The sequence below is a fragment of the Streptomyces sp. 4N124 genome (assembly GCF_052245395.1).
In the GTDB taxonomy this organism is placed as follows: domain Bacteria; phylum Actinomycetota; class Actinomycetes; order Streptomycetales; family Streptomycetaceae; genus Streptomyces.
The window spans coordinates 68,857-93,183 of the sequence record NZ_JBQQBS010000016.1 but is presented as its reverse complement, the minus strand read 5'-3'; the positions used below and the strand labels follow the sequence as shown (position 1 = coordinate 93,183).

The window sequence follows — 24,327 nt, the reverse complement described above, 5'->3', positions numbered from 1 at the left end:
GGCGACCCGTGGGAGATCCTCACCGCCTTCTTACTCGAACCGCGCCAGGTCCCCCGCCCCTCGCCGTACGATCTCGGCCTCACCGCCCGAGAAGTCGATGACCGTCGTCGGCTCGGTCCCGCAGTCCCCGGAGTCCACGACCGCGTCCACCATGTGGTCGAGCCGGTCCTTGATCTCCCAGCCCTGCGTCATCGGTTCGTCCTCGTCGGGCAGCAGCAGCGTGCTGGACAGCAGCGGCTCACCCAGCTCGGCGAGCAGGGCCTGGGTGACCACGTGATCGGGGATCCGTACGCCGACCGTCTTCTTCTTCGGGTGCTGGAGCATGCGCGGCACCTCCTTCGTCGCGGGGAGGATGAAGGTGTAGCTGCCGGGCGTCGACGCCTTGATCGCGCGGAACACGTCCTTGTCGACGCGCACGAACTGGCCCAGCTGCGCGAAGTCCTGGCACACGAGGGTGAAGTGGTGCCGGTCGTCCAGGTGGCGGATCGTACGGATCCGCTCGATACCGTCCCGGCTGCCCAGCCGGCAGCCGAGCGCGTAGCAGGAATCCGTCGGGTAAGCGATCAGCGCACCCGAGCGGACGCTGTCGGCGACCTGAGCGATGGTGCGCGGCTGGGGGTTGTCTGGGTGCACGTCGAAGTACTTCGCCATCCGCCGAGCTTATGCCGTCAGCTCGCGGTGTCCGCGCAGGCTCGGAACTCGGCGGTGTGCCGTGCTCACTTGGATGCGCAGCCACGCAGCTGCTGCGACGAGCTGATCGGCGGCCGTCGGCTGCCGCTCACCCGGGCTTGCGGGCGCGGAACGCGAACTGGCCGCAGAAGGTGAGCTTGCGCAGGTTCACCAGGGCCGTCCGGCGGCGGCTTTGGCGTGCCCAGGTGTCGATCTCCGCGTTGAGCGGGGACTCCTCCTCCCAGTACCGCCCGTACTCCGACGGCCGGCCGTGGTAGGTCCGCATGATCAGCGCCACCCCGTCGAGCGAGGGCCGCACCTCCTCCAGCGTCAGCCCGGCATCCTCGACCAGGACCCGGAATCCGTACGGCGTGTAGTTCCACAGGCTGTAGGAGTGGTACGGCTCCAGCTGCGAGGTGCTGCCGATGAACAGTCCGCCCGGCCGCAGTACCCGGCCGATCTCGGCGAGCAACTCGCGCGGGCGCGCGACGTGCTCGAAGACCTGGTGCGAGTAGACCAACGGAACGCCGTCCGAACGGAAGGGCAGCCGGACGCCGTCGTAATACACCACCGGGTCGTCTCCGGGCGACCGCTGGGCCGCTTCGGGCGAGTCGCGGATGTCGACCCCCACCCACCGCACCTTCGGATCGTGACGGCGGAACAGCCGGGCCGAGGTGCCGCGCCCGCACCCGAGATCGATGACTCTGTCGGGGGCGCCGGCAGAGCGCATGGCCTCGTCGAGGTAGTGGCGCGACGTCACCTGGCGGGCATGGTCGCCAGGAATGCAGTCCCGCATCAGCTCCCACAGGGTGGCCATGCGCGTCACCCGCTCACCAGCAGGTCGGTCCAGGACCGAGCCACCCGCTCCAGCGAGAACGCCTGCCGCACCTGGGTGCGGGCCAGCTCCCCGGCGGACCGCCAGGGCTCCGGTTCCCCGAGCTCGGCGATCGCCTCCGCCATCGCCTCCGGGCTGTCATGGATCCAGTGCCGGTCGTAGATCTCGTCCGCCCCCGGCCACGGCAGCAGCGCGGGTACGGCGCCGGAGGCCATGCCCTCGGCGGGGGAGAGGTGGAAGCTCTCGTCGTCGCTGGTGGACAGCACATGCCCGACGCGCCGGAGCCAGTTCGCCACGTCCGGCCCGAACGTGTCGAAGACGACCGCCCCTTCGAGCAGCGGCGCGGTCTGGATCCGGCGCAGTACGGCGTCGTAGTGCTCGCGTTCCTCGGGCTTGTTCCAGATCCACCAGTACTCCCACGGCGGCTTGGACTTGACCGACAGATGCCAGCGCCGGTCATGGGCCCGCAGCTTCTCCAGGACGTCGATGCCGAGATCGAGGCGTTTGCGACTGGGCGCGATGCCGATCATGCCGAGCCGGAAGCGCGCGCCGGGCGTCTTCGGCCGGTCGAGCTGGTCGGTGTCGACCCAGTTCGGGATGACGGTGATCTTGGACTCGGGCCAGCCGGTGACCTGCCGGGTGCGGCGGGCGTAGTACGGGCTGACGCACACCACCCGGTCGACCGCGTCGATGTCGACCTGCCGCGGCCAGCCGGCGTCCAGCTCGAAGCGGTGCAGCCGGACGATGAGCCGGCTGCCGCGCCGTTTGTGGCGGCTGAACCAGACTGCGGCCGGACCACACCATTCGACGACCATCACGTCCGCCCAGTCGGCGAGTTCCCGGCTGGCCGCCGGGTCGTGGCGGGCCAGTGCGGGCCAGCTGTCCAGCCGTACCTCCAGGCCGGGCAGGGCGCGGAAGTGGTCGAGGAGCCGGGTGAGGAACTTCAGGTCGTGGCCCGCGACCCCGACCCGCAGCGGTCGCGTCCGGCGGGCGACGGCGGCCGGCATGGACGGGAAGGCCCGGGCGAGGTGGTCACGCCAGCGCTCCGCCGCGCCCTGCAGCGTGTATCGGCGGGCGGCCTGACGGCAGCGGTCGGCCGCCAGCAGCCGGGACGCAGGCTCGCGCACGGCACGGGCGACGGCTTCGACCGCGTCCGGGAGTTCGGCGCGTCCGGGTACGAAGAGCGGGTAGTCCTCGCCGAGCAGTGCCTCGTGGGCGGGCGTGCGGTTGAGGACGACGGGCAGCGCGAGGGCGCCGAACTCCAGGACCTTGGTGGACAGTTCGAGACTGGCGTCCAGGGCGGTGTCGCGCCAGCCCAGGCCCAGGTCGCAGTCGGCCGCGATGCGCATGGCCTCCCCACGCGGCTGCCCGCCGTGGTGCGTGACGCCGGGGGTGGCGCCGTCGAGGGCCCGTGCCATGGCCGCCCGGAAGTCCGGATGGGCGGGGTCGTGGTGGATCTTGTCGCCGACGGTGTGCAGTTCGGCTCGGATGCCCCGCTCCGCGAGCAGCGCCGGCAGCAGGGTCATGGGAAGGGTGTTCCAGTGGGGCGCGAACTTGCCCGTGTAGACGAGGCGGAAGGGGTCGTGCGGGCGGTCGTGTTCCGGCACGGTGAAGCCGGGGTCGGGCACGGCCGGCGGGCTGAGCAGCGAGCGTCCGCAGGCCTCGGGCACCCAGGTCTCCAGGAAGCAGCGCAACTCCTCGGTCTGGCACAGGAGTCGCGCGGACGCTTCGGCGATACGGGTGAGGTCTTCCCGGGCCTGCTCCGTCATCTCGGCGGGAGACTGCGGGATGTCGGTGAGGTAGGCCCAGATCCGGCCGTCGAAGCGCCCGTCGGCGACCACGCGCGTGACCAGCCGACGGCCGCGCAGCACCAGCAGATCGCAGGGGTCGTCCTGGTCGAGCAGGGCGAGCACCTGCGAAGCCTGCACCGGCGACAGGGGGCGGTCGTCCAGGGAGGGCAGCAACCGGTCCTCGTGCGGGCGGACCACCGCGACCCCGGGCAGCCCGGCGATCGGGTCGATCAACCGGCCCGTGCGCACAGGTGCCTTGAGGACCAGCCGGGTCGCACAGCCCGCTGCCGACAGCGCCTCCACCGTCGACTGGGCCCACACCGCGGAGCCGTCGATGAGGTTGAGATCCACATCGCCGTAGACGAGGGCACGTGGCGTACGGCTCATGACGACTCCTTCCCGTGCACGGCGAACAGGCGGTACCCCAGGCCGAGCCAGTCCTCGGGCGGTGCACCGGCGAGATGCAGCGACCGGCGGACGAGGAGCGGGGCCAGGGCCGGTACGAAGATGTAGTCGTCGTCGGCCACGGTGTGCCCGACGACGTCGGCGCCGGAGTACTCCTGGGCGCACATCAGGTCCAGCAGCAGCGTGTCCGGACGGTCCACGGACAGCTCGGTCCAGTCCGCGACCCAGGGCGCCGTGGGCCGCCCTTCCCGGACGGTCACACCGGCGCCGGTCAGCTCGTCGAGGACGCCGCCCGCCGGACCGGGAACGACGACCTCGGCGGGCCGATGGATCTGCCCCAGCACCTGGCCGACCAGCCGCGCCACCTCATCCCGGTCGCCGGGTGCGGCCAGCACGGCGACGCGCCGCGCGGCCAGCGGGTCGGGGCCGCCGACCCGCCGCGCCAGTTCCGCCAGCCGTACCCGGGTGCTGTCCCGCAGGAAGGCCTCCCGGAGCCCGTCCCGCCCGCACCTCTCCGGGTCGAGGCGGGCGAGCCGTACGCCGGTGTCCGCATCCAGCACGGCATCCCAGGCGAACTGCGTCAGGCCGGGGGCATCGGCCGCGGGCACGTCCCGCCACAGGACCGCCGCCCGGCCCAACGCCCGTGCCTCGGTGAGGAGTTCGGCCAGCTGCCGGTCCAGGTCCGGCGCCAGGCCGGTGCCCGCCGGCGACCAGGGGCCGTCGCCGGTGCAGGCGCTCAGCTGTACGACGACGGCGTCCGGATCGGTGCGCCGCACGAGCAGACGCCCGTCGTGCGGCAGCAGACGGTTGACCACGGCGTCCGCGGCGAAGTCCTCGGCTGCGCGGTCGGTGAGCACGCCGGCGACGACCAGGCGGTCACGCGGAGCGGAGGACAGGGCACGGTGGGCGAGGTGGAACCGGCCGTCGAGCACCTGAGGCGACGCGGTCACCGGCGCACTCCGCCCGGCCGGATGCGGCCGCGACTTCGCCCGCCCCCGCCACATCCCGTACAGCTCCCGGGGCAGCCGCGCCGTCCCCCGCCCGGGCGAACGGGCCGCCGCCACCAACGCCCGCCCGACCCTGAGCGAGGTCGAGCCTTCCAGCATGGCCACCCGCGCCTGCAGCACATCGACCCGCTCGCGGGCCCCGCGCAGCGCTGACGTGAGCTGCTCCCGCTCCCGCACGACGACGGCCAGCCGGTCGGCGAGCCCGTCCTGCCGGGCTCCGGCACCGCCGTGTTCCGCTTCCTCGACCTCCTTCTCCAGGTCCAGGACGCGGGCCCGCAGGGACCGGGAGACCAGGTCGGCGAGGACGTACTCGCTCGCCGTCCGCAGCGCCGTGGGCAGGCCCTCGGACGGCACCGGTCGCCCGAACCAGTCATGCGGCGGCAGGAGTTCGTCCGTGCGGGCGAACACGGCGCCCGCACGCAGGTGGACATAGTCGAGCGGGACGGCGCGCAGCACCTGACAGCGCCGGGTGACCAGGGCGTCCAGGAGTCGGTGGTAGGGGAGTTCGGGCCCCGGGTGCCCGAACACGATGAGGCCGCGCCCACCGGGCCGCATCCGCTCCAGTACGGCGAGACAGTCGGCCTCGGTGCCGTGCAGAGCGGGGTCCGGGCCGTACGAGAGCAGCGCCAACTCGCCCGCGTCCACGGGGTTTTCGTCAGCCGGGCGCAGGGCGACGCCGTGCGGGAGGTGCAGATAGGGCGCCAGGTTCAGTCCACCGCCGGTGGTCGCGTCGACGACGGTCGTGATGCCGTCCAGGTGCGGGTGGAGCAGATCGGTCAGGCGCATCATCGGGTCCTTGTGAAGACGTGGAAGCCGACCTCGTTCTCGCGGAAGTCGTACGGCTCGAACAGGGTGTGCCGCAGGCCGAGGGGTTCGAGTTCCGCGCGGTACGCGGCCGCCGGGCGGTGCACGATGTAGTCACCGCGCGGTCTGCGCTCCCCGATGTCCTCGTCGGTGACGATCAGCCGGCCGGTGAGGCGGACCAGGGAGGCGAGGTTGCGCAGTCCGGCGGACCACTCCGTGTCGTCGAGGACGTGGAAGAGCACGTCGACGCAGAGCACGGCATCGTACGGCCAGGGACTGCGCCAGTCGGCGAGCGAAGCCACCGCGTACCGTGGGCCGCCGCTGTCGGCGCGGGCGTGGGTCACGGCTTCCTCGCTCACGTCGAAGGCGTCGACGCGGTGGCCGCAGCGGGCCAGCGCGCGGGCGAAGTGCCCTTTGCCGCACCCCGCGTCGAGGACGAACAGCGGTGCCTGCGGGCTGGACAGGTCGCCGATCAGGGTGAGGAGGGTGCCGAGCCGCTGTGCGTAGAAGATCTCGTTGCCTGCGTGATCGAGGCCGATGTGACCGCCGGAGGAGAGGTCGTCGTGCTCGCGGTGGCGGGAGTCCCAGTACACGCGGGTGCGTTCCGCCGTCCGGGTGACTGCGGGGTCAGTCATGGTGATCCAGCCACCTGGTGACGATCCGGGCTATCCGGGCGCCAGCCTTGCCGTCCCACAGCGGTGGGCCCTCTCCGCGCGCCGTCTGCTCGCCGTCCAGCGCCTTGCGCAGTGCGGGAATCAACTCGGCGTGCCGGACAAGGCGGTTGGTGCCGTCGGTGACGGTGACCGGGCGCTCGGTGGTGGTGCGCAGGGTCAGGCACGGCACCCCCAGGATGGTGGTCTCCTCCTGAACGCCGCCGGAGTCGGTGATCACCGCGGCGGCTCCCCGGACCAGGCTCATGAACTCGACGTATCCCAGCGGTTCGAGCACGTGCACGCCCGGAGCGCCGCAGAGGCCCGCTGCCTCCAGCGCTCGCCGGCCGCGCGGATGCAGTGGCACGGCGAGGTCGACGTGGCGGGCCGCCTCGGTCAGGACGAGGGCGGCGGCCCGGGCCGCTTCCGGGTCGTCGACGTTCGAGGGGCGGTGCAGCGTGACCACGCCATAGCGCTCGGGGAGGTCGTGAGCGGCCCGCGCGGCGGCCGGGTCGAAGAGGTCCAGATGGGTGAGCAGGGTGTCGATCATCGGGTTGCCGACGAGATGGACACGGTCCACGTCCATTCCCTCGCGGGCGAGATGACCGATCGCCTCCGGGCTGGTCGCGAACAGCAGCTCGGCCAGCTGGTCCACCAGGCGGCGGTTGATCTCCTCCGGCATCGTCATGTCGAAGCTGCGCAGGCCCGCCTCCACATGGGCGACCGGTATGCCCAGTTTGGCGGCGGCGAGGGCACCGGCCAGGGAGGAGTTCACGTCGCCGTAGACCAGGACGAGGGCGGGTGCGCGGGCGGTCAGTTCGCTCTCCAGCGCCATCAGGAGTTCGGCGGTCTGCCGGGCGTGGCTGCCGGAGCCGACGCCGAGGTCGGTGTCCGGCGCGGGCAGGCCGAGCTGCCGGAAGAAGACGTCCGACAGGCGTTCGTCGTAGTGCTGCCCGGTGTGCACGAGCACCTGCTCGCATCCGGCCGAGCGCAGGGCGGCGACCACCGGCGCCGCCTTGACGAAATTGGGCCGGGCGCCGACGACATGGAGTACGCGGCCGGTCATGGTGTCGGTTCTCCGCTCTGTCGACCTAATGTGCCGGTATGTCCCGTCATGTCCCCCGTGCTCTCAGTCTGGCTGCCTCCGTGGCGTGGGGCGAGTTGCGCCAGGACCCCGTCCGGGCGGCGCTGCTCGGTCTGCGGCTGCTGCCGACACCTGTCCAGGGCTCCTTGGCGGGCGTCGAACGGCGGCTCGCCGCCCGCGCCCGCACGGCCGGGCCCACCGCCACTCCGTCCGGTACGGCGCGGGTGCCCGCCCCCACCGGGCGGACCGTCATTCCGGTGCCGGGCCGGGTGCTCCATCTGGTCACCAACGGGCTGCCGTTCAAGCACGCCGGCTACACCGTGCGCACCCAGAAACTCGCCGAGGCCCAGCGGGCGGACGGACTCGATCCGCACGTGGTCACGCGCGTCGGTTTCCCGGTGGCGCAGGGCGTGCTGGACGCGAGCCCGCTGCAGATCGTGGGAGGCGTACCGCAGCACCGACTGCTGCCGTCGCGGCTGCCGTACGGCCAGGACGCCGTGCTGGCCCGCAACGCGGAGCTGGCCGGGCGGCTGGTGGAGCGGCTGCGGCCCGCCGTCCTGCATGCGGCCACCGACCACGGCAACGGACGGGTCGCCCTCGCTCTGCGCGAGGCCTACGGGCTGCCCGTGGTCTACGAGGTGCGGGGCTTTCTGGAGGAGACCTGGCTGACGCAGGCCCCGGGGCGCAGCCCGGACGACCCGACCTACCGGACGCGGCGCGCGCTCGAGACGTACTGCATGCGCGCGGCCGATCTGGTGCTGACGCTGGGGGCGGCGATGCGCGCCGAGATCGTGGCCCGTGGAGTGCCCGAGGAACGGGTCCTGATCGCGCCTAACGCGGTGGACGACGACTTCCTGGCCCCGCTGCCGGACGGGGCGCCGCTGCGCGCCCGCCTCGGCATCCCGCCGGACGACCTCGTCGTCGGCACCGTCAGCAGTCTTACTCCATACGAGGGAATCGGCACATTGCTCCATGCGGGTGCCGAACTGCGCCGTCGCGGCGTCCCCGTGCGGCTGCTGATCGTGGGTGACGGTCCGGAGCGGGCGGCGCTGCGGGCACTGGCCGTCCGGCTCGGTCTCGGAGATGGAGTCGCCCTGTTCACCGGACGGGTGCCGCACGATCAAGTGCGGTCGTATCACGCGGTGTTGGACGTGTTCGCGGTGCCGCGCACCGACGAGCGCGTCTGCCGTCTGGTGACGCCGCTCAAGCCGGTCGAGGCGATGGCGAGCGGTCTGCCGGTGGTCGCCAGCGATCTCGCCGCGATGAGGGAGCTGGTCGAGCCCGGTGCAAGCGGAGAGCTCATTCCTCCCGGATCACCACAAGTCTGGGCGGAAGTTATCGAAGGGCTGTTTTATTCTCAAACCCGGCGAAGTGACATGGGGATGAACGCCCGCTCGATCGTCGCGCGGGCCCGTACCTGGAGCCGGGTCGCCGCCATGACCCGCGATGCCTATCGCGCGCTTGGATGCCGACTCCCGCCCTGAAAGCCGGGTGAACCCGTATGCAGGTCGACGAGACCGAACCGCTCGCAGAGGTGAACCAACCGCTCGGGGACGAAGAAGGGACCGACGACGTCGAACTCGCGGTGCTCGGGCTCGGCTACGTCGGGCTGCCCCTCGCTCGGGAAGCCGCCTCGGTCGGCCTGAGAGTCGTGGGGCTCGACCGGAACGCCGACGTCGTCAACGCGCTCAACGCCGGGCGCTCGCACGTCGACGACGTGTCCGACGACGACGTCCGCCGCATGCGCGAGGCAGGATTCACGGCGTACACGGACGACCGCTGTCTCGCCCGAGCACAGAACGTGGTCATCTGTGTGCCGACCCCGCTGGGTCAGGACGGGGGTCCCGATCTGAGCGCGGTGACCGACGCCACCCGGACGATCGCCGGCCGGCTGCGGCGCGGGCAGCTCGTCGTCCTGGAGTCGACCACCTACCCCGGCACCACCGAGGAGATCGTCCGCCCGCTGCTGGAGGAGTCCGGGCTGCGCGTCGGTGAGGACTTCGCCCTGGCGTTCTCACCGGAGCGCATCGATCCCGGCAACTCCGCGCACCAACTGCGCGACACCCCGAAGGTCGTCGGCGGCTGCACCCCGTCCTGCGCGGCACGCGCCGTCGCCTTCTACGGCAAGCTCGTCGACACCGTCGTCCAGGCGAAGGGCACCCGCGAGGCCGAACTGGCCAAGCTCATCGAGAACACGTACCGGCACGTCAACATCGCCCTGGTCAACGAACTGACCATCATCAGCCACGAGTTGCACGTCGACGTCTGGGACGCCATCCGCTGCGCCGCCACCAAGCCGTTCGGCTTCCAGGCCTTCAGACCCGGCGCCGGAGTGGGCGGCCACTGCATTCCCATCGACCCCAACTACCTGTCGTACAAGGTGCGTTCCTCGCTCGGCTACGAGTTCCGCTTCGTCGAGCTCGCCCAGGAGATCAACCGCCGGATGCCGGAGTACGTCGTGCGCCGCGCCCAGGACCTGCTCAACAGCGTCGGCAAGCCGCTGCACGGCTCTCGGGTGCTGCTCATGGGTGTCACCTACAAACCTGACGTGGCCGACCAACGCGAGTCGCCCGCAGTGCCGGTGGCGCGGCTGCTGCGGGAACGGGAGGCGGAGATCTCCTTCCACGACCCGCATGTGCCCGAGTGGTCCGTCGACGGCGTGGCCGTCCCTCGTGTCGGTGACGCCATCGAGGCCGCGCGGGACCACGACCTGACGATCCTGCTGCAGGACCACTCGGCCTACGACCTGCCCGCCCTCGCCGACGAGGCCCGACTGCTGTTCGACACCCGGGGGCGGATCTTCCGGCCGGGGATCGAGGAGCTCTAGGCGGCTCCTCCTCACGGCTGCGTCCCACGGAGTTGAAAGGCGCCCCTATGCGGATACTCGTCGTCACCGTCGTGCACCACCCCGAGGACGCCCGCATCCTGCACCGGGAGATAGCGGCCCTGAGGGATCGCGGCCACGAGATCGTCTACGCGGCCCCCTTCACTGCCCGCTCAGTGGCGCCGCGGCCGTACGTCGAGGGTGTGGACCTGCCGCGGGCGGCGGGCCGCAGCCGCCGCGCGGCAGTGCGTGCGGCCCGCGCCCTGCTCGCCGAACGCGGGCCCGAAGTGGATCTGGTGCTGCTGCACGACCCCGAACTGCTGCTGGCCCTCCCCGGCACCCTGCGCCGGTGGCAGCGCACCGGCCGCTCCCCGGTGACGGTGTGGGACGTGCACGAGGACACGGCGGCGGCACTTGCCATGAAGGGCTGGGTGCCGGGGCCGTTGCGCCCGCCCCTGCGCCTCGCGGTGCGCGCGGCGGAAGGCCTGGCGGAGCGCCGGCTGCGCCTGCTGCTCGCCGAGGACGCCTACCAGGCGCGCTTTCGCCGCTTCCATCCGGTCGTGCCGAACCTCGCCGTCGTTCCGACGGCTGTGCCGGCTCCGCCCGGCGACGACCGGGTCGTCTACGTGGGGCATCTGTCACAGGCCCGCGGCGCGCTGGACCTGATCGAGACGGCCCGGCTGCTCGGCCCGTCGTTCCGTATCGATGTGATCGGCGCGGCGGATCCCGACGTACGCGACGCGCTCGCCGAGGCCGACCGCGACGGTGTCCTGCGCTGGCACGACTTCCTGCCCAACGACCGCGCCCTCGCCCTGCTGTCCGGCGCCACGGCCGGCCTCTCCCTCCTGCACGACCAGCCCAACTACCGCCACTCACGCCCCACCAAGGTCGTCGAGTACATGGCTCACGGCGTCCCCGTCGTCACCACGCCGACCCCGCTCGCCGCCGAACTCGTCCGGGGCCACGACTGCGGCCTCGTCGTCCCCTACGAGGACCCGGCAGCGGCCGCGGCCGCGATACGGCGCCTGAGCGGCGATGCCGAACTGCGGCTGCGCGCCGCGCTGCGGGGGCGCGACGCGGCCCTCACCGACCTCAACTGTCCCGCGCGCGCGGGCGAGTTCGTAGGGTGGCTGGAGAAGTGGGTGGCGGAGTCGGCAGGGTCCCGGAGCAGCCGGCTCACCCGCCCAGCCGTACCGGAATCTCCTGCCAGCCGAACGCGATGAAGGACGGCACCTGCCGCAACGCGTCCTCGTCCACGGTCAGCTCCAGCCCGGGGAAGCGGGCGAAGACCGCGGGCAGGGCGGTGAGGGCCTCCATGCGGGCGAGGGGGGCGCCGATGCACCGGTGCACACCGATCCCGAAGGCCAGATGATCGTCGGCTCCACGCCCGGCGTCGAAGGTGCCGGCGTCGGGACCGTAGTGCGCGGGATCGAGCCCGGCCGCGGCGTACGTCGTGATGATGGCGTCGCCGGCGGGGATGGTGACATCGCCGACGGTCAGGTCCGTGACGGCGAACCGCAACGGCAGCGAGGCGATGGAGGGGTGGACCCGCAGCGTCTCCTCGACGACCGCCTCCCAGCCGAGCTTCCCGGACCGTACGGCGGCCAGCTGCTCGGGGTGCGTCAGCAGGGCGACGACCGCGTTGCCGATGAGGTTGACGGTCGTCTCGAAGCCGGCGCCGATGACCAGCAGCAGCGTGTAGAGCAGCTCTTCGTCGCTGAGCCGGTCGCCGTCCTCGTCCCGCACCCGGATCAGTTCGGTGGTGAGGTCGTCCCCGGGGTGTGCGGTGCGGTGGGCGATCAGCGCGGGCAGCACGGTGCCGATCTGCTGCTGAACGAACGCGGCGTGTTCCGGGCTCGGGTCGGACGTGTCCATGATGGCCGCGATCAGCGTGCCGGTCGCGTCCCTCAACTCGTCGGGAACTCCGAACAGTTCGCAGATCATGCGCATGGGCAGCGGGTGCGCCAGCCCCGCCTTCAGGTCGACCACGGAGCCGTCCGCGCCCGCTTGCGCAAGGCCGTCGAGCAGCTCCGCCGTGATCGCCTCCACCCGCGGGCGCATCGCCTCGGTGCGCCGGTGCGTGAAGCTCGGCGAGACCAGCTTGCGCAGGCGCGCGTGGTCGGCACCGTACGTCGAGAGCATGTTGACCACGCCCACCCAGCCCAGGACCCAGCCCCAGGAGGGGTGTTCGCCGATCTCCGGCCACAACTTCCAGTGCAGCCGGGGATCCCGGCTGACCTGCGGGTCGAGGATCAGTTCCTTGAGCGTGTCGTAGCCGGTGGGCGCCCAGGCCGGGATACCGCCCGGCAGCTCCACGGGCACGATCGGGCCGAGGGCGCGCAGCCGGGCGCTCTCGGCGGGGATGTCGGCGCCGAACGGGTCGAGAGCGATGCGGTCGGTGACGGTCACGACGGATCTCCTGGCTGGTCGGGGGAGCGGGGGCTGAACCGGACGGGCAGCGAGGTCAGCGAGCGGTGGAAGGGTCCGGGCCGCCAGCTCAGTCGCTCGCGCGGCAGGACCGGCCGCAGATCGGGCAGCCACTGGGTGAGCCGTTCGATCGCCTCGGTGGCGATGAGAAGCGTGTGCTGCTTGACGGGGCAGGCGTGCGGGCCCGCCGACCAGGACAGATGCGAGGCGTCCTGGGGGTGGCGGCCGTCGGTGAACTCCTGCTCGGCGAAGTGCGCGAGCGCCCCGTACGAGATCACGACCGGCACCGCGGCCCTGATCCACGCCCCGTGGAAGGTCACGGCCCTGCGGGCGTAGTGGATGCCGTAGTTGGCCAGGGGCGTCTCGTGGTGCAGCACCTCCACCACCGCGTCCGTCACGGGACGGGAACCGCTGGTCAGCGTCGAGTAGTAGAGCGGGTTGCCGAGGATCCGGGACAGCGCGTTGGACACCAGGTTCGCCGTCGGCTCGTGCCCGGCACCGAGGGTGAGGAACACCTGCCAGGTGACCTCCTCCGGAGTGAGCCCGGCCGGATGGTCGAGGAGCCGGCTCGGCAGATCGTCGCCGCGCTGCTCGGTCTTGGCGGCGATCAGCTCCATGACGTAGCCGCCGAACTCCGCCTCGCCCTGCGCCGCTTCCGCGCCGCCCTCCATCATCCGGCCAAGCGCCGCGTCGAGCCGGTCACTCTGACTGTCCGGGAGTCCGAAGAGACTGTTGAACACCAGAGCCATCAACGGCCGCGCGAACTCGCCGACCAGGTCCGCCTCACCCTGCGGCCCGAACCGACTCACCAGCACATGCACCGCCCGGTGGACACGGGCGCGCAGGTCGTGCGGCTCGATGCCGTCGAAAGTGTCGATCAGTGCGGTGCGGTAGCGGAGGTGGGCGGCCCCGTCCGCGAACAGGGAGTTGGGCCGCCAACGCATCATGCCGAGCACCGGTGAGTCGTCGGCGACCGTGGCCTCCCACGGCCGCGGATCGTGCGAGAACGTGTCCGTGTCGTGCAGCAACTCCAGCGCGGCCCGCCGGTCGGTGACGACGTACGCCGGTACACCCGGGGCGAGTTCGGCCCAGCCGACCGGGCCCTGGGCGCGCAGGGCGTCGTAGTAGCCGTACGGATCCAGCGCGAATCCGTCCTCCCACAGCCGTACCGGCGTGGAGAGGGAGAAGGCCTGCTGTGCGGGGGGATAAGTGGTCACCGGGGCTCCGGGGGGTGGCGGTCGATCAGGTGCTGGACCAGCGCGAGCAGCGCGTCGATCGAGGAGTCCGCGTCCCGCGCGTCGCACACGACCATCGGGGTCGTCGGCTCCAAGTCGAGGGCGGCGCGCAGCTGTTCGTCGGTGTAATGGCGGGGCGCGTCGGGGAAGGCGTTGAAGGCGACCGCGTACGGCAGCCCGGTCTCCTCCACCAGGCCGAGCACGTCGAACGACGCGTCGATCCGACGGCTGTCCACCAGGACGAGCGCGCCGAGCGCCCCGTAGGCGATGTCGTCCCACAGCGAGCGGAACCGCTCCTGCCCCGGCGTGCCGAAGAGATAGAGCACGATGCCGTCCGGCAGGCTGATCCGCCCGAAGTCGATGGCGACGGTCGTCGTCGACTTCTCCCGCACCCCGGCGAGATCGTCCGTCTGCGCGGATGCCTCGCTGAGCGGCTCCTCGGTGTGCAGCGGCCGGATCTCGGAGACGGAGTCGATCAGGGTCGTCTTGCCCACCCCGAAGGGCCCGGCGACGAGGATCTTCACCAAGTCGCGGGCGGTCTCGGGCAAATGGGCGTGGCTAGTCGTGCTTGAGGGCGCGGAGGCCATCGGCCACTCTCTTCAGCAGGTCGGGGGCGAACCGTTCGGCGGGCGGGATCGGCGGGCGGGCCAGCGCCAGGCCCCGGTCGACGAGATCGGCGGCCAGCACCCGCACCGCGGACACCGGCAGCTCCAGCAGGGCCGCGGCCTCCACCACGGTCAGCGATCCGCCGTCCAGGGCGTCCAGCAGGGCCAGTTGAGCGGCGGGCAGGTCCGCGGGCGCGGGTGCTCCGGTGCCGGTGAGCACCGTCAGCCGCTCCAACTGGGGGCGGCTCGGCCGGGCCACGCCGCCGGTCGACAGATACGCGGGTACGAGGGGACGGCCGCCACGCCGGCGGGTCATACGGGCGTGTCGCCGTCGGTTCCTCGGGGCGCGGCCGCCATCGCCTTCTCGCCCAGCCGCGCCACCTGCGAGTGGACACGGTGCGCGAGCAGATCGAGGCGTACCTCGCCGTCCCCGTACGCGGCGACGCACGTGCCGTGATCCGTCGGGACGATGAGGACATAGCCGTGGTCCGACTCGATGACGACCTGCCGTACCTCCGCCTGGTCCCGGTCGGCGAACGCCGCCGCGGCCGTCCGGCACGCCCCCTGCACGGTGCTGGTGATGGCGGCCACCCGCTCGGCCGACGGCTGCGCCAGCGCGTCCGTGTACCCCTTCACCAGCCCGTCCCGCGTCAGCAGGACGGCGGCCACGACATGCGGTACCTGGAGGATCGGCTCCAGCACCCACGCCGTCTCGCCTGCATCGCGGCTGGTCATCGCGCCGCTCCCCCCTCGTGGTCGGTCTGTTCGGTCTCGTGCTTCATGGTGGGTACGGCGTCGTCGTCCCGCGCACGTGCGGCGGCGGTGCCGGACTGCAGCGCGCCGAGCGCCGCGGCGGCGTCCTCCGGGCGCCGTGCGGGAGGCCGCGGCTCGGGTTCGGCCGGTGCGGCGGCGGCCCGGGTACGGCGTCTGCGCTGCGGCAGGCCTCCGCCGTCCCGCGGGCTGTGGTGCCCGGACCCGGCGGCTTCCTCGTCCTGCTCACTCCCGTAACTGTGGACGGCGGCGGGCACGCTCTTGCGCGTCGAGCGCGGGGCGCTGGCCGCCGGCGGCTGTTCGGCGGGGTCGATACGGGTGAGCAGGTGGCTGTCGACGAGCAGCACCGCGCGTACCCCGCCGTACGGGGAGGGCGAGGAGAGGTCCACGCTCAGATCGAACTGCCGGGTCAGCCGGCCGATCGCGGCGAGTCCCATGCGCGGCGGGTCACCGAGGTCGGTGAGCAGGATCGGCTCGGTACCGGCCACCATCCGCTGGGCGCGGGCCCGTTCGTCCTGCGTCATGCCGAGACCGGCGTCGTCGATGGTGACGCAGACGCCGTGATGGACGTGCTCCAGGTTGACCGTGACGTCGGTGTCGGGCGCGGAGTGGCGCAGGGCGTTGTCGAGGAGTTCGGCGACGATGATGGCGACCGGCTCGACCGCGTGGGACACCAGGGCGGTGCCCGCCTCCAGGTGGTTGTGGACCCGGACCCGGTGATAGCCCGCCAGCCGGGCCTGACCGCCCGTCACCGCCTCCACCAGGTGCGACTCCTCGCGGGCCAGCCCGACCCAGGCCCCGCACACGACCGCGGCCACCTGAGCCCGCCGCAGCGACTGCTCGTTCTCGTGGTCCAGTTGGAACAGCGTCTGCGCCAACTCCGGGTCGTCATACCGCTGTTGCAGCCCCCGCAGGGCGTCCTGGAGCCGGTACAGGCCCGCCTGGATCTCCCGCGTGGCGCCGCGCATCCCGGCCTGCGCCGCCGCGTCGATCCGGGTGCGCTGCGCCGCCAGCTCGGTGCGCAGCCCCTTCAGGACGTGCTCCATCGCGACACCGAGCGGCGTACCGGCGTTCCGCGGATTCAGCGGCCCCGGCACCACGACGTGCGGATGCGCCAGTTGCCGTGCGGCGGCCGGCACGCGGCGAGCCGCGAGATGCTCGACCTCGGTGGTGAACGCCAGCGGAGCGCCGTCGAGTTGGGCACGTAAGCGGGCGATCTCCTCACGCTGCGTGGCCTGTTGACGCCGGGATCGCAGCAGCCCGCCGAGGAGGGCGAGCGCGGACAGTGTGCCGACGGCGAGACCGCCGGCCACCAGGTCCGGTAGTTCGATCATCGAATCGGTTTCCATGCGAAGTCGGGCAGGGGAGGGTCCGAGGCCCGTGGCCGAGGCACTCGTTGGACAGTACACACCGTCATCGACCGGTCTCGCACGGTCGATGGAAACATCGATCCGAAAGGGACCGTTTTCTGTTCGTATCTCATCCGGCGGTCGGACTACGCCGTCCTGTCGCCGCGCAACGGTTCGAGCATGGCGAGCGTCCCGTTGGCCTGGCGCAGCGCCACTTCGAGCGTCACAGGGCGGTGCAGTGCGCCGGTTCCGTCGGGTGGGATGAGCCACTCGAGGAAGCGGGCGGCGCGGTAGGGCGGTGGCGTGGCCACCCAGGAGCCCTTGCTCGCATAGCGCAGCCCGTCGCCGATCCACCGGCTGCCGGGGTCCGGCGGGACGAGGAAACCGATCCGGTGGGCCGCGGTGTCCACGAGTGTCGGGCCCGGCGTGGGCAGCGACGGCTGCCACAGCAGGTCCAGAGTGAGCAGGCCCAGCCGGTCGGGCACGCTGAGCAAGTCCCAGAAACGGCCCGCTTCGAGGAGCGCGATGCCTTCACCCCGGTCCCATGCTCGCTTGCAGGCCCGGGGGTCGGGGGAGGCGGCGGCGAGCCACTCCACACCATGCGTCCACATCGTGTCGTTCATGTCGCGCTCCGGGTGCTGTCCGCTCGGCCCCGCGCTGCGCGGAGGGCCGTACCGGCCGGCAGCCTTCGGCGGCACACCAGCCGGGCATATGCATGCTCGTAGATATTTCTATGCGGCGGAAGGGGTGGCGCGGCATGTCCTGTCCCGAAGGCGGGTCGCCGGACGCCCGCGCCACGGCGGGTGTCGAGTTGGCGGCGCCAAAAGTCAGATGGCGTCGCGAATGGCCCGTTCGAAGCCCACTACGTGACTGCGGGCCAGCTCTGACGCCTTGTCGGGGTCGCCGGCGACGATCGACTCGATCAGTGGTCCGTGCTCCTCGACATGGCCGGCCATGTCGGGCAGACGGTCGATGAACAGGCACCAGATGCGGGTGGCCAGGTTGTCGTGGCGGACGAGGGTGTCCTCCAGGTACGGGTTGTGCGTGGCGGCGTAGATGGCGCGGTGCACCTGAAGGTCCAGGCGCATCAGCTCGGCGGCGTCCTGCCGCCCGGGATCCACGCTCTCCAGTTCCCGCAGTACGGCCGTCAGGGTCGCCCGGTCCGCGGCCGTGGCCCGCCGCGCGGCCTGCGCGGCGGCCAGGGGCTCCAGCTCCTGGCGGACCTCGGAGATATGCGCGAGGTCGGTGATGTTGACGTCGGTGGCGAAGGTGCCGCGCCGGGGGTAGGTCGTGATCAGGCGCTCGTACTGCAGCCGCTTGAGCGCCTCGCGCACCGGCGTCCGTCCGACGCCGAGGGACTGACCCAGCTGGTCCTCGTTGATCGGCGCGCCCGGGCGGATCTCCAGCATCACGAGCCGGTCGCGGATGGCGCGGTAGGCGCGTTCGGCGAGGGACAGCTCCTCGCCGCTGGGCTCGGCCGCCAGCTGCTGCATGAATGCCCCCTTGACCTGTCCGGCGAACTCCCATACCTTACCGCACAGGCTGATATATCAGTTGCTCTTTAGTTGACTCCCAGGACGGTGCGCAGATGGCAACGAACCCGTCGATCACCACGGTCACCTCCCCCCTCTCCCTCCCGCTCAGCGCACTCGACCCGGATGTCGCCGCCGCGGTGGACGCCGAGCTGCACCGCCAGCAGTCGACCCTCGAGATGATCGCCTCGGAGAACTTCGCCCCGGCCGCCGTCATGGAGGCCCAGGGCTCGGTCCTGACCAACAAGTACGCCGAGGGCTACCCCGGCCGGCGCTACTACGGCGGCTGTGAACACGTCGACGTCATCGAGCAGTTGGCCATCGCCCGCGTCAAGGAACTCTTCGGCGCCGAGGCCGCCAACGTCCAGCCGCACTCGGGCGCCCAGGCCAACGCGGCGGCCATGTTCGCGCTGCTGGACCCCGGCGACACGATCCTCGGCCTCGACCTCGCGCACGGCGGGCACCTGACCCACGGCATGCGCCTCAACTACTCCGGCAAGCTCTACAACGTCGTGCCGTACCACGTGCGTACGTCGGACATGCGCGTCGACATGGACGAGGTCGAGCAGCTCGCCCTCGCGCACCGGCCGAAGATGATCGTCGCCGGCTGGTCGGCCTACCCCCGCCAACTGGACTTCGCCGAGTTCCGGCGTATCGCCGACGCGGTGGGCGCGTATCTGCTGGTGGACATGGCGCACTTCGCCGGTCTGGTGGCCGCGGGCCTGCACCCGAGCCCGGTGCCGCACGCCGACGTCGTCACGACCACCACGCACAAGACCCTCGGCGGCCCGCGCGGCGGGGTGATCCTCAGCCGCGCCGGCCTCGCCAAGAAGATCAACTCCGCGGTCTTCCCGGGCCAGCAGGGCGGCCCGCTGGAGCACGTCATCGCGGCGAAGGCGGTGGCCTTCAAGGTGGCCGCCGGTGAGGAGTTCCGCGAGCGCCAGCAGCGCACGCTCAAGGGCGCAAAGATTCTCGCCGGACGGCTGCTGTCCGACGATGTCGCCGAGGCCGGAATCACGGTGCTGACCGGCGGTACCGAGGTCCATCTGGTCCTCGTCGACCTGCGGAACTCCGAGCTGGACGGGCAGCAGGCCGAGGACCGGCTGCACCGCATCGGCATCACCGTCAACCGCAACGCGGTGCCCTTCGACCCGCGGCCGCCGATGGTCTCCTCGGGCCTGCGGATCGGCACCCCGGCCCTGGCCACTCGCGGCTTCGGCGCGGTGGAGTTCCGGGAGGTCGCCGACATCATCGCCGAGGCCCTGAAGGGCGAACAGCGCGTCGACGAACTGCGCGCCCGCGTCGAGAAGCTCGCCGCCGCCTTCCCCCTCTACCCCCACCTGAACGGAGCCGCGGCATGACCGCCGAGCCGCTGCCGGAGCACCCGGACTTCCTCTGGCGCAACCCCGAGCCGCGCTCCTCGTACGACGTCGTCATCGTCGGCGGGGGCGGCCACGGTCTGGCCACCGCCTACTACCTCGCCAAGAACCACGGCATCACCAACGTCGCCGTCCTGGAGAAGGGCTGGCTGGCGGGCGGCAACATGGCCCGCAACACCACGATCATCCGTTCCAACTACCTGTGGGACGAGAGCGCGGCGATCTACGAACACGCGCTCAAGCTGTGGGAGCAGCTCCCCGAGGAGCTGGACTACGACTTCCTGTTCAGCCAGCGCGGCGTCCTCAACCTCGCGCACACCCTCCAGGACGTCCGCGAGGGCATGCGCCGCGTGGGCGCCAACCGCCTCAACGGCGTGGATGCCGAATGGCTGGAGCCGGATGAGATCGCCAAGGTCTGCCCCATCCTCAACGTCTCCTCCCGCACTCGGTATCCGGTCCTCGGTGGCACTTTCCAGCCGCGGGCCGGCATCGCCAAGCACGACCACGTCGCCTGGGCGCTGGCCCGCCGTGCCGATGAGCTGGGCGTGGACCTGATCCAGGGCTGTGAGGTCACCGGCTTCCTCAAGGACGGCGACCGGGTCGTGGGCGTCGAGACGAACCGCGGCCGCATCCTCGCCGGGCGGGTCGGTCTCGCGGCCGCCGGGCACAGCAGCGTGCTGGCCGAGCGGGCGGGCGTACGGCTGCCGGTGCAGTCGCACCCCCTGCAGGCGCTGGTCTCCGAGCTGCACGAGCCGGTGCATCCCACCGTCGTCATGTCGAACCACGTGCACGTGTACGTCTCCCAGGCCCACAAGGGCGAGCTGGTGATGGGCGCGGGCGTCGACTCGTACAACGGCTACGGGCAGCGCGGCTCCTTCCACGTGATCGAGCAGCAGATGGCCGCCGCCGTCGAGCTGTTCCCCGTCTTCGCCCGCGCCCACGTGCTGCGGACCTGGGGCGGCATCGTCGACGTCAGCCCGGACGCCTCCCCGATCGTCGGCAGCACCCCCGTGGAGAACCTCTACGTCAACTGCGGCTGGGGCACCGGCGGTTTCAAGGCCACCCCGGCCGCCGGCTGGACCTTCGCCCACACCCTCGCCACCGGCGAATCCCATCCGCTGAACGCCCCCTTCGCCCTCGAACGCTTCACCACGGGCGCGTTGATCGACGAGCACGGCGCCGCAGCCGTGGCCCACTGAGGAGAACACCGTGCTGCTGATCAGCTGCCCATGGTGCGGTCCGCGTGACGAGACCGAGTACCACTACGGGGGACAGGCCCACGTCCCCTACCCCGAGACCCCCGCCGAGCTCACCGACGAACAGTGGGCCGAGTACGTCTTCTACCGCGACAACCCCAAGGGTCCCTTCGCCGAGCGGTGGATGCACAGCACCGGCTGCCGCCGCTGGTTCAACGTCCTGCGGGACACCGCCAGTTACGAAGTGCTCGCCTCCTACCGGCTCGACGAGCCGCGCCCCGCACTGCCCCAGGCCGGAGGGAACCGATGACCGACCAGCACTTCCGGCTCCGGCAAGGAGGCCGCATCGACCGTGGCACCGTGCTGCGGTTCACCATCGACGGACGGGAGCTGACCGGGCACCCCGGCGACACCGTCGCCTCCGCGATGCTGGCGAACGGCCTCGTCGAGGTCGCCCCCTCGCTCTACCGCAGCCGCCCGCGCGGCATCGTCGCCGCGGGTGTCGAGGAGCCCAACGCGCTGTTGCAGATCGACGGTTCGTGCTCCGAGGGCATGCTGACGGCGACGACCGTGGAGCTGTACGACGGACTGTCCGCCACCACGCTGTCCGGCATGGGCCGACTGGACCCGACCCCTGACCCCGCCGCCTACGACAAGAAGTACGTCCACACGGACGTCCTGGTCGTCGGCGCCGGACCGGCGGGGCTCGCTGCCGCCGCCGCTGCCTCCGGCTCCGGTGCCCGCGTGATCCTCGTCGACGAGCAGCCGGAGTCCGGTGACTGGGAGGGGGCCACTGCGATGCGCGCGGCCCTCGACGCGGCACCCGAGGCCGTCGTACTGCATCGGACCACGGCTTTCGGGTCGTACGACGACAACTACGTGCTGGCGCTGCAACGGCGCACCGACCATCTCGGAGCCGATGCCCCCGCCGGCGTCTCACGGCAGCGGCTGTGGCACATACGCGCCCGTCAGGTCGTTCTGGCGACCGGCGCGCATGAGCGTCCGCTGGTCTTCGCGGGCAACGACCGGCCCGGGGTGATGCTCGCCGGTGCCGTCCGTACCTACCTCAACCGGTATGGCGTGGTGGCGGGTTCCCGGGTCGTGGTGAGCACGACCAACGACAGTGCCTACGACACGGTCGCCGACCTGCACGCCGCAGGTGTCGCGGTGACCGTTGTGGTGGACGCACGCCCCGAACTGTCCGAGCGGGCAAGTGAGGTCGCCGCGGCTACCGGCGTACGGGTCCTGACGGGCAGCGCCGTCGTCGACACGGCGGGCGAGGGACGGATCACCTCGGTCGCGGTCCAGGAGCTTGACGCGGACGGCCAACTCACCGGTGTGGCCGAGTCGTTCGCCTGTGACCTGCTCGCCGTCTCGGGCGGCTGGAGCCCGGTGGTGCACCTGCACAGCCAGCGCCAGGGGCGGCTGCGCTGGGACTCCGAGTTGGTCGCCTTCGTGCCCGACGGGAACGTGCGGGACCAGCAAGTCGTCGGTGCGGCGCGCGGGACGTACTCGCTCGACGGATGCGTGGCCGAGGGGGCGCGAGCCGGTGCGCTGGCGGCGACGGAAGCCGGATTCGCGGTGCCGGTGCCGACGGCGTCGTACGAGGAGGCGCGTCCTGAGGTGCGCGCCCTGTGGCTCGTGCCGGGCACGGACGACAGCTGGGACACCCACTTCGTCGACCTCCAGCGCGATGTCACCGTCGCCGACGTCTGGCGCTCCACCGGCGCCGGCATGCGCGGCGTCGAGCACGTCAAGCGCTACACCTCGCTCGGCACCGCCAACGACCAGGGCAAGACGTCCGGCGTCAACGCGATCGGTGTGATCGCCGAGGTGCTGGGCGGTTCACTGGGCGAAATCGGCACCACGGCCTACCGGGCGCCGTACGCGCCGGTGGCCTTCGCCGCTCTGGCGGGGCGTGAGCGCGGCGAGTTGTTCGATCCGGAGCGGACCACCTCCATCCACGGCTGGCACGTGGCGCAAGGCGCGATGTTCGAGGACGTCGGTCAGTGGAAGCGCCCCTGGTACTACTCCCAGCCGGGCGAGGACATGGACACGGCCGTGGCCCGCGAATGCCGTGCGGCCCGTGAGGGCGTGGCATTCATGGACGCCTCCACCCTCGGCAAGATCGAGATCTGGGGCGCGGACGCGGGCGAGTTCCTCAACCGCGTCTACACCAACGCCTTCAAGAAGCTCAAGCCCGGTCATGCCCGCTACGGCGTGATGTGCAAGCCCGACGGCATGATCTTCGACGACGGCGTGACCCTGCGCCTCGACGACAACCGCTACTTCATGACCACCACGACCGGCGGTGCCGCCGGGGTCCTGGACTGGCTGGAGGAGTGGCTGCAGACCGAGTGGCCCGAACTCGACGTCTATTGCACCTCGGTGACCGAGCAGTGGGCGACGATCGCCGTCGTCGGCCCGCAGTCGCGCGAGGTCGTCGCGGGGCTCGCGCCCGACGTCGACCTGTCCGCCGAGGCCTTCCCGTTCATGGCCTTCCGCGAGACCACCCTGGCCTCCGGCATCCCGGCCCGCATCTGCCGGATCTCCTTCTCCGGCGAACTCGCCTACGAGATCAACGTCTCCGCGTGGTACGGCCTGGAGGTCTGGGAGGAGGTGTACGCGATCGGCCGGCCGTACGGCATCACCCCGTACGGCACCGAGACCATGCACGTCCTGCGGGCCGAGAAGGGCTACATCATCGTCGGCCAGGACACCGACGGCACGGTCACCCCGCAGGACGCGGGCATGTCCTGGGTCGTCTCGAAGCAGAAGGACTTCATCGGCAAGCGGTCCTACTCCCGCGCCGACACCTCCCGCACCGACCGCAAGCAACTGGTCGGCCTGCTGCCGAGCGACCGCACGACCCGGCTGCCGGAAGGCACCCAACTCGTCGCGCCGGACGTCCCCTTGGAGACGGTGCCCGTGCCGATGCTCGGCCACGTCACCTCCAGCTACCACAGCCCGGCCCTCGGCCGCCCCTTCGCCCTCGCCCTCGTCGCCGACGGGCGGGCGAGGATCGGCGAGACCCTGCTCGCCCCGGTGGGCGAGGACCTGGTGCCCGTCGAGGTGGCCGACTTCGTCCTCTACGACCCCGAAGGGACCAAGCGAGATGGCTGAGCTGACCGAGTCCGGCCCGGTGCGCCCGCGCCGCAGCCCCCTGGCCCACCTGGAAGAGCGGATGCGCGCCGCCACGGTCACCGGCACCCGCGCTGTCGCGCTGACCGAGTGGCCCTTCCTCACCATGGTGAACCTGCGCGTCGACCCCGCTTCCGAAGCGGCCGACCGCATCGAAAAGGCCCTGGGGGTGCCGCTCCCGCGGCAGTGCGGCGACACCACCGCAGCCGGCCCCCACACGGCCGTATGGCTCGGCCCCGACGAGTGGCTCGTGCTGTCCCAGGCCGACGCGACCGCCCTGGCCACCGAGTTGACGGAGGCGCTCGACGGGGCCCCGGGCTCGGTCGTGGACGTCTCGGCGAACCGCACCACGCTGGAGCTGACCGGCCCGGCCGCTCGCCAAGTGCTGGAGAAGGGCTGCCCGCTGGACCTGCATCCCCGGGCCTTCGGACCCGGCCGGGCGCTGTCGACCACGGTGGGCCCCGTCGCCGTGCTGCTCTGGCAGGTCGACGACACACCGACGTACCGCCTGTTCCCACGCTCCTCGTTCGCCGACTACCTGGCACGCTGGCTCGTCGACGCGATGAGCGAGTACGACAGCCCGGAGGTGCCCTGACGAGGCACCGGTCGAGTACGTAGCGCACG

Annotated in this window: 22 protein-coding genes; 8 read left to right on the top strand and 14 right to left on the bottom strand. The window is 71.8% G+C overall.

Annotated elements, in window-relative coordinates:
- Positions 1-30: 30 nt before the first annotated feature.
- The 6 genes from ACTWQO_RS18515 to wecB form a co-directional block, all read right to left on the bottom strand.
- Positions 31-651 (bottom strand): L-threonylcarbamoyladenylate synthase, encoded by a 621-nt coding sequence (locus tag ACTWQO_RS18515; protein ID WP_443238440.1) that lies wholly within the window; start codon positions 649-651, stop codon positions 31-33.
- 127 nt (positions 652-778) lie between these two features.
- Positions 779-1,486: a class I SAM-dependent methyltransferase gene (locus tag ACTWQO_RS18510; RefSeq protein ID WP_443238439.1), complete on the bottom strand. Its 708-nt coding sequence runs from the start codon at positions 1,484-1,486 to the stop codon at positions 779-781.
- Between the two features lie 5 nt (positions 1,487-1,491).
- Positions 1,492-3,681, bottom strand: coding sequence for a glycosyltransferase (locus ACTWQO_RS18505; protein ID WP_443238438.1), 2,190 nt, complete (start codon positions 3,679-3,681; stop codon positions 1,492-1,494).
- Positions 3,678-5,495 carry a hypothetical protein gene (locus ACTWQO_RS18500; protein ID WP_443238437.1) on the bottom strand — a complete coding sequence of 606 codons (1,818 nt, stop codon included), beginning with the start codon at positions 5,493-5,495 and terminating at the stop codon, positions 3,678-3,680. Before ACTWQO_RS18500 ends, ACTWQO_RS18505 begins: the two co-directional genes overlap by 4 nt.
- The gene (locus tag ACTWQO_RS18495; protein ID WP_443238436.1) at positions 5,492-6,145 is read right to left on the bottom strand and encodes a class I SAM-dependent methyltransferase; all 654 of its coding nucleotides are present in this window, start codon (positions 6,143-6,145) and stop codon (positions 5,492-5,494) included. The genes ACTWQO_RS18500 and ACTWQO_RS18495 overlap by 4 nt, the downstream gene beginning before the upstream one ends.
- Entirely contained in the window at positions 6,138-7,226 is a 1,089-nt protein-coding gene (gene wecB, locus ACTWQO_RS18490) for a non-hydrolyzing UDP-N-acetylglucosamine 2-epimerase (RefSeq protein WP_443238435.1), read from the bottom strand. Before wecB ends, ACTWQO_RS18495 begins: the two co-directional genes overlap by 8 nt.
- Positions 7,227-7,264: 38 nt before the next feature.
- Between wecB and ACTWQO_RS18485 the strand changes: the two genes are divergently transcribed.
- The 3 genes from ACTWQO_RS18485 to ACTWQO_RS18475 are packed head-to-tail and all read left to right on the top strand — an operon-like array spanning position 7,265 to position 11,291.
- The gene (locus ACTWQO_RS18485) at positions 7,265-8,728 is read left to right on the top strand and encodes a glycosyltransferase family 4 protein (protein WP_443238434.1); all 1,464 of its coding nucleotides are present in this window, start codon (positions 7,265-7,267) and stop codon (positions 8,726-8,728) included.
- A gap of 17 nt (positions 8,729-8,745) precedes the next feature.
- Entirely contained in the window at positions 8,746-10,071 is a 1,326-nt protein-coding gene (locus ACTWQO_RS18480) for a nucleotide sugar dehydrogenase (RefSeq protein WP_443238433.1), read from the top strand.
- A gap of 47 nt (positions 10,072-10,118) precedes the next feature.
- Positions 10,119-11,291 carry a glycosyltransferase gene (locus tag ACTWQO_RS18475; RefSeq protein WP_443238432.1) on the top strand — a complete coding sequence of 391 codons (1,173 nt, stop codon included), beginning with the start codon at positions 10,119-10,121 and terminating at the stop codon, positions 11,289-11,291.
- Here the strand turns inward: ACTWQO_RS18475 and ACTWQO_RS18470 are convergent.
- The 8 genes from ACTWQO_RS18470 to ACTWQO_RS18435 all read right to left on the bottom strand — a co-directional run bounded on the left by ACTWQO_RS18470 (position 11,245) and on the right by ACTWQO_RS18435 (position 17,948).
- Complete coding sequence (locus tag ACTWQO_RS18470; protein WP_443238431.1) at positions 11,245-12,477, bottom strand: cytochrome P450 family protein; 1,233 nt, start codon at positions 12,475-12,477, stop codon at positions 11,245-11,247. The genes ACTWQO_RS18475 and ACTWQO_RS18470 overlap by 47 nt on opposite strands.
- Positions 12,474-13,712: a cytochrome P450 gene (locus ACTWQO_RS18465; RefSeq protein ID WP_443238430.1), complete on the bottom strand. Its 1,239-nt coding sequence runs from the start codon at positions 13,710-13,712 to the stop codon at positions 12,474-12,476. The genes ACTWQO_RS18470 and ACTWQO_RS18465 overlap by 4 nt, the downstream gene beginning before the upstream one ends.
- Positions 13,709-14,317: a GTP-binding protein gene (locus ACTWQO_RS18460; RefSeq protein ID WP_443238429.1), complete on the bottom strand. Its 609-nt coding sequence runs from the start codon at positions 14,315-14,317 to the stop codon at positions 13,709-13,711. The genes ACTWQO_RS18465 and ACTWQO_RS18460 overlap by 4 nt, the downstream gene beginning before the upstream one ends.
- Complete coding sequence (locus tag ACTWQO_RS18455; protein WP_443238428.1) at positions 14,289-14,651, bottom strand: DUF742 domain-containing protein; 363 nt, start codon at positions 14,649-14,651, stop codon at positions 14,289-14,291. The genes ACTWQO_RS18460 and ACTWQO_RS18455 overlap by 29 nt, the downstream gene beginning before the upstream one ends.
- Positions 14,648-15,070, bottom strand: a complete 423-nt coding sequence (locus ACTWQO_RS18450) for a roadblock/LC7 domain-containing protein (protein WP_328442055.1) — start codon at positions 15,068-15,070, stop codon at positions 14,648-14,650. Before ACTWQO_RS18450 ends, ACTWQO_RS18455 begins: the two co-directional genes overlap by 4 nt.
- Positions 15,067-16,440, bottom strand: a complete 1,374-nt coding sequence (locus ACTWQO_RS18445; protein ID WP_443238427.1) for an ATP-binding protein — start codon at positions 16,438-16,440, stop codon at positions 15,067-15,069. The genes ACTWQO_RS18450 and ACTWQO_RS18445 overlap by 4 nt, the downstream gene beginning before the upstream one ends.
- Before the next feature lie 161 nt (positions 16,441-16,601).
- Positions 16,602-17,078, bottom strand: a complete 477-nt coding sequence (locus tag ACTWQO_RS18440) for a hypothetical protein (RefSeq protein ID WP_443238426.1) — start codon at positions 17,076-17,078, stop codon at positions 16,602-16,604.
- Positions 17,079-17,282: 204 nt separating this feature from the next.
- On the bottom strand, positions 17,283-17,948 hold the full coding sequence (locus tag ACTWQO_RS18435; RefSeq protein WP_443238425.1) for a GntR family transcriptional regulator: 666 nt from the start codon (positions 17,946-17,948) through the stop codon (positions 17,283-17,285).
- Between the two features lie 95 nt (positions 17,949-18,043).
- Between ACTWQO_RS18435 and glyA the strand changes: the two genes are divergently transcribed.
- From glyA to ACTWQO_RS18410, 5 genes are read left to right on the top strand one after another with little or no spacing between them, the layout of a single operon-like run.
- Entirely contained in the window at positions 18,044-19,348 is a 1,305-nt protein-coding gene (glyA, locus tag ACTWQO_RS18430) for a serine hydroxymethyltransferase (RefSeq protein WP_443238424.1), read from the top strand.
- A complete protein-coding gene (locus tag ACTWQO_RS18425) occupies positions 19,345-20,565 on the top strand; it encodes a sarcosine oxidase subunit beta family protein (protein WP_443238423.1) in 1,221 nt (406 codons plus the stop codon). Before glyA ends, ACTWQO_RS18425 begins: the two co-directional genes overlap by 4 nt.
- A 10-nt stretch (positions 20,566-20,575) precedes the next feature.
- Positions 20,576-20,872 carry a sarcosine oxidase subunit delta gene (locus ACTWQO_RS18420; protein WP_443238422.1) on the top strand — a complete coding sequence of 99 codons (297 nt, stop codon included), beginning with the start codon at positions 20,576-20,578 and terminating at the stop codon, positions 20,870-20,872.
- Positions 20,869-23,685 (top strand): sarcosine oxidase subunit alpha family protein, encoded by a 2,817-nt coding sequence (locus ACTWQO_RS18415; RefSeq protein ID WP_443238421.1) that lies wholly within the window; start codon positions 20,869-20,871, stop codon positions 23,683-23,685. Before ACTWQO_RS18420 ends, ACTWQO_RS18415 begins: the two co-directional genes overlap by 4 nt.
- Positions 23,678-24,298, top strand: a complete 621-nt coding sequence (locus ACTWQO_RS18410; RefSeq protein WP_443238420.1) for a sarcosine oxidase subunit gamma — start codon at positions 23,678-23,680, stop codon at positions 24,296-24,298. Before ACTWQO_RS18415 ends, ACTWQO_RS18410 begins: the two co-directional genes overlap by 8 nt.
- Positions 24,299-24,327: the final 29 nt, after the last annotated feature.

Bases quoted from the DNA above. Each gene is read 5' to 3' on its own strand.
- ACTWQO_RS18515 (WP_443238440.1), bottom strand. From the start codon at position 651: ATGGCGAAGTACTTCGACGTGCACCCAGACAACCCCCAGCCGCGCACC.
- ACTWQO_RS18510 (WP_443238439.1), bottom strand. From the start codon at position 1,486: ATGGCCACCCTGTGGGAGCTGATGCGGGACTGCATTCCTGGCGACCAT.
- ACTWQO_RS18505 (WP_443238438.1), bottom strand. From the start codon at position 3,681: ATGAGCCGTACGCCACGTGCCCTCGTCTACGGCGATGTGGATCTCAAC.
- ACTWQO_RS18500 (WP_443238437.1), bottom strand. From the start codon at position 5,495: ATGATGCGCCTGACCGATCTGCTCCACCCGCACCTGGACGGCATCACG.
- ACTWQO_RS18495 (WP_443238436.1), bottom strand. From the start codon at position 6,145: ATGACTGACCCCGCAGTCACCCGGACGGCGGAACGCACCCGCGTGTAC.
- wecB (WP_443238435.1), bottom strand. From the start codon at position 7,226: ATGACCGGCCGCGTACTCCATGTCGTCGGCGCCCGGCCCAATTTCGTC.
- ACTWQO_RS18485 (WP_443238434.1), top strand. From the start codon at position 7,265: ATGTCCCGTCATGTCCCCCGTGCTCTCAGTCTGGCTGCCTCCGTGGCG.
- ACTWQO_RS18480 (WP_443238433.1), top strand. From the start codon at position 8,746: ATGCAGGTCGACGAGACCGAACCGCTCGCAGAGGTGAACCAACCGCTC.
- ACTWQO_RS18475 (WP_443238432.1), top strand. From the start codon at position 10,119: ATGCGGATACTCGTCGTCACCGTCGTGCACCACCCCGAGGACGCCCGC.
- ACTWQO_RS18460 (WP_443238429.1), bottom strand. From the start codon at position 14,317: ATGGCCTCCGCGCCCTCAAGCACGACTAGCCACGCCCATTTGCCCGAG.
- ACTWQO_RS18455 (WP_443238428.1), bottom strand. From the start codon at position 14,651: ATGACCCGCCGGCGTGGCGGCCGTCCCCTCGTACCCGCGTATCTGTCG.
- ACTWQO_RS18450 (WP_328442055.1), bottom strand. From the start codon at position 15,070: ATGACCAGCCGCGATGCAGGCGAGACGGCGTGGGTGCTGGAGCCGATC.
- ACTWQO_RS18445 (WP_443238427.1), bottom strand. From the start codon at position 16,440: ATGATCGAACTACCGGACCTGGTGGCCGGCGGTCTCGCCGTCGGCACA.
- ACTWQO_RS18440 (WP_443238426.1), bottom strand. From the start codon at position 17,078: ATGAACGACACGATGTGGACGCATGGTGTGGAGTGGCTCGCCGCCGCC.
- ACTWQO_RS18435 (WP_443238425.1), bottom strand. From the start codon at position 17,948: ATGCAGCAGCTGGCGGCCGAGCCCAGCGGCGAGGAGCTGTCCCTCGCC.
- glyA (WP_443238424.1), top strand. From the start codon at position 18,044: ATGGCAACGAACCCGTCGATCACCACGGTCACCTCCCCCCTCTCCCTC.
- ACTWQO_RS18425 (WP_443238423.1), top strand. From the start codon at position 19,345: ATGACCGCCGAGCCGCTGCCGGAGCACCCGGACTTCCTCTGGCGCAAC.
- ACTWQO_RS18415 (WP_443238421.1), top strand. From the start codon at position 20,869: ATGACCGACCAGCACTTCCGGCTCCGGCAAGGAGGCCGCATCGACCGT.
- ACTWQO_RS18410 (WP_443238420.1), top strand. From the start codon at position 23,678: ATGGCTGAGCTGACCGAGTCCGGCCCGGTGCGCCCGCGCCGCAGCCCC.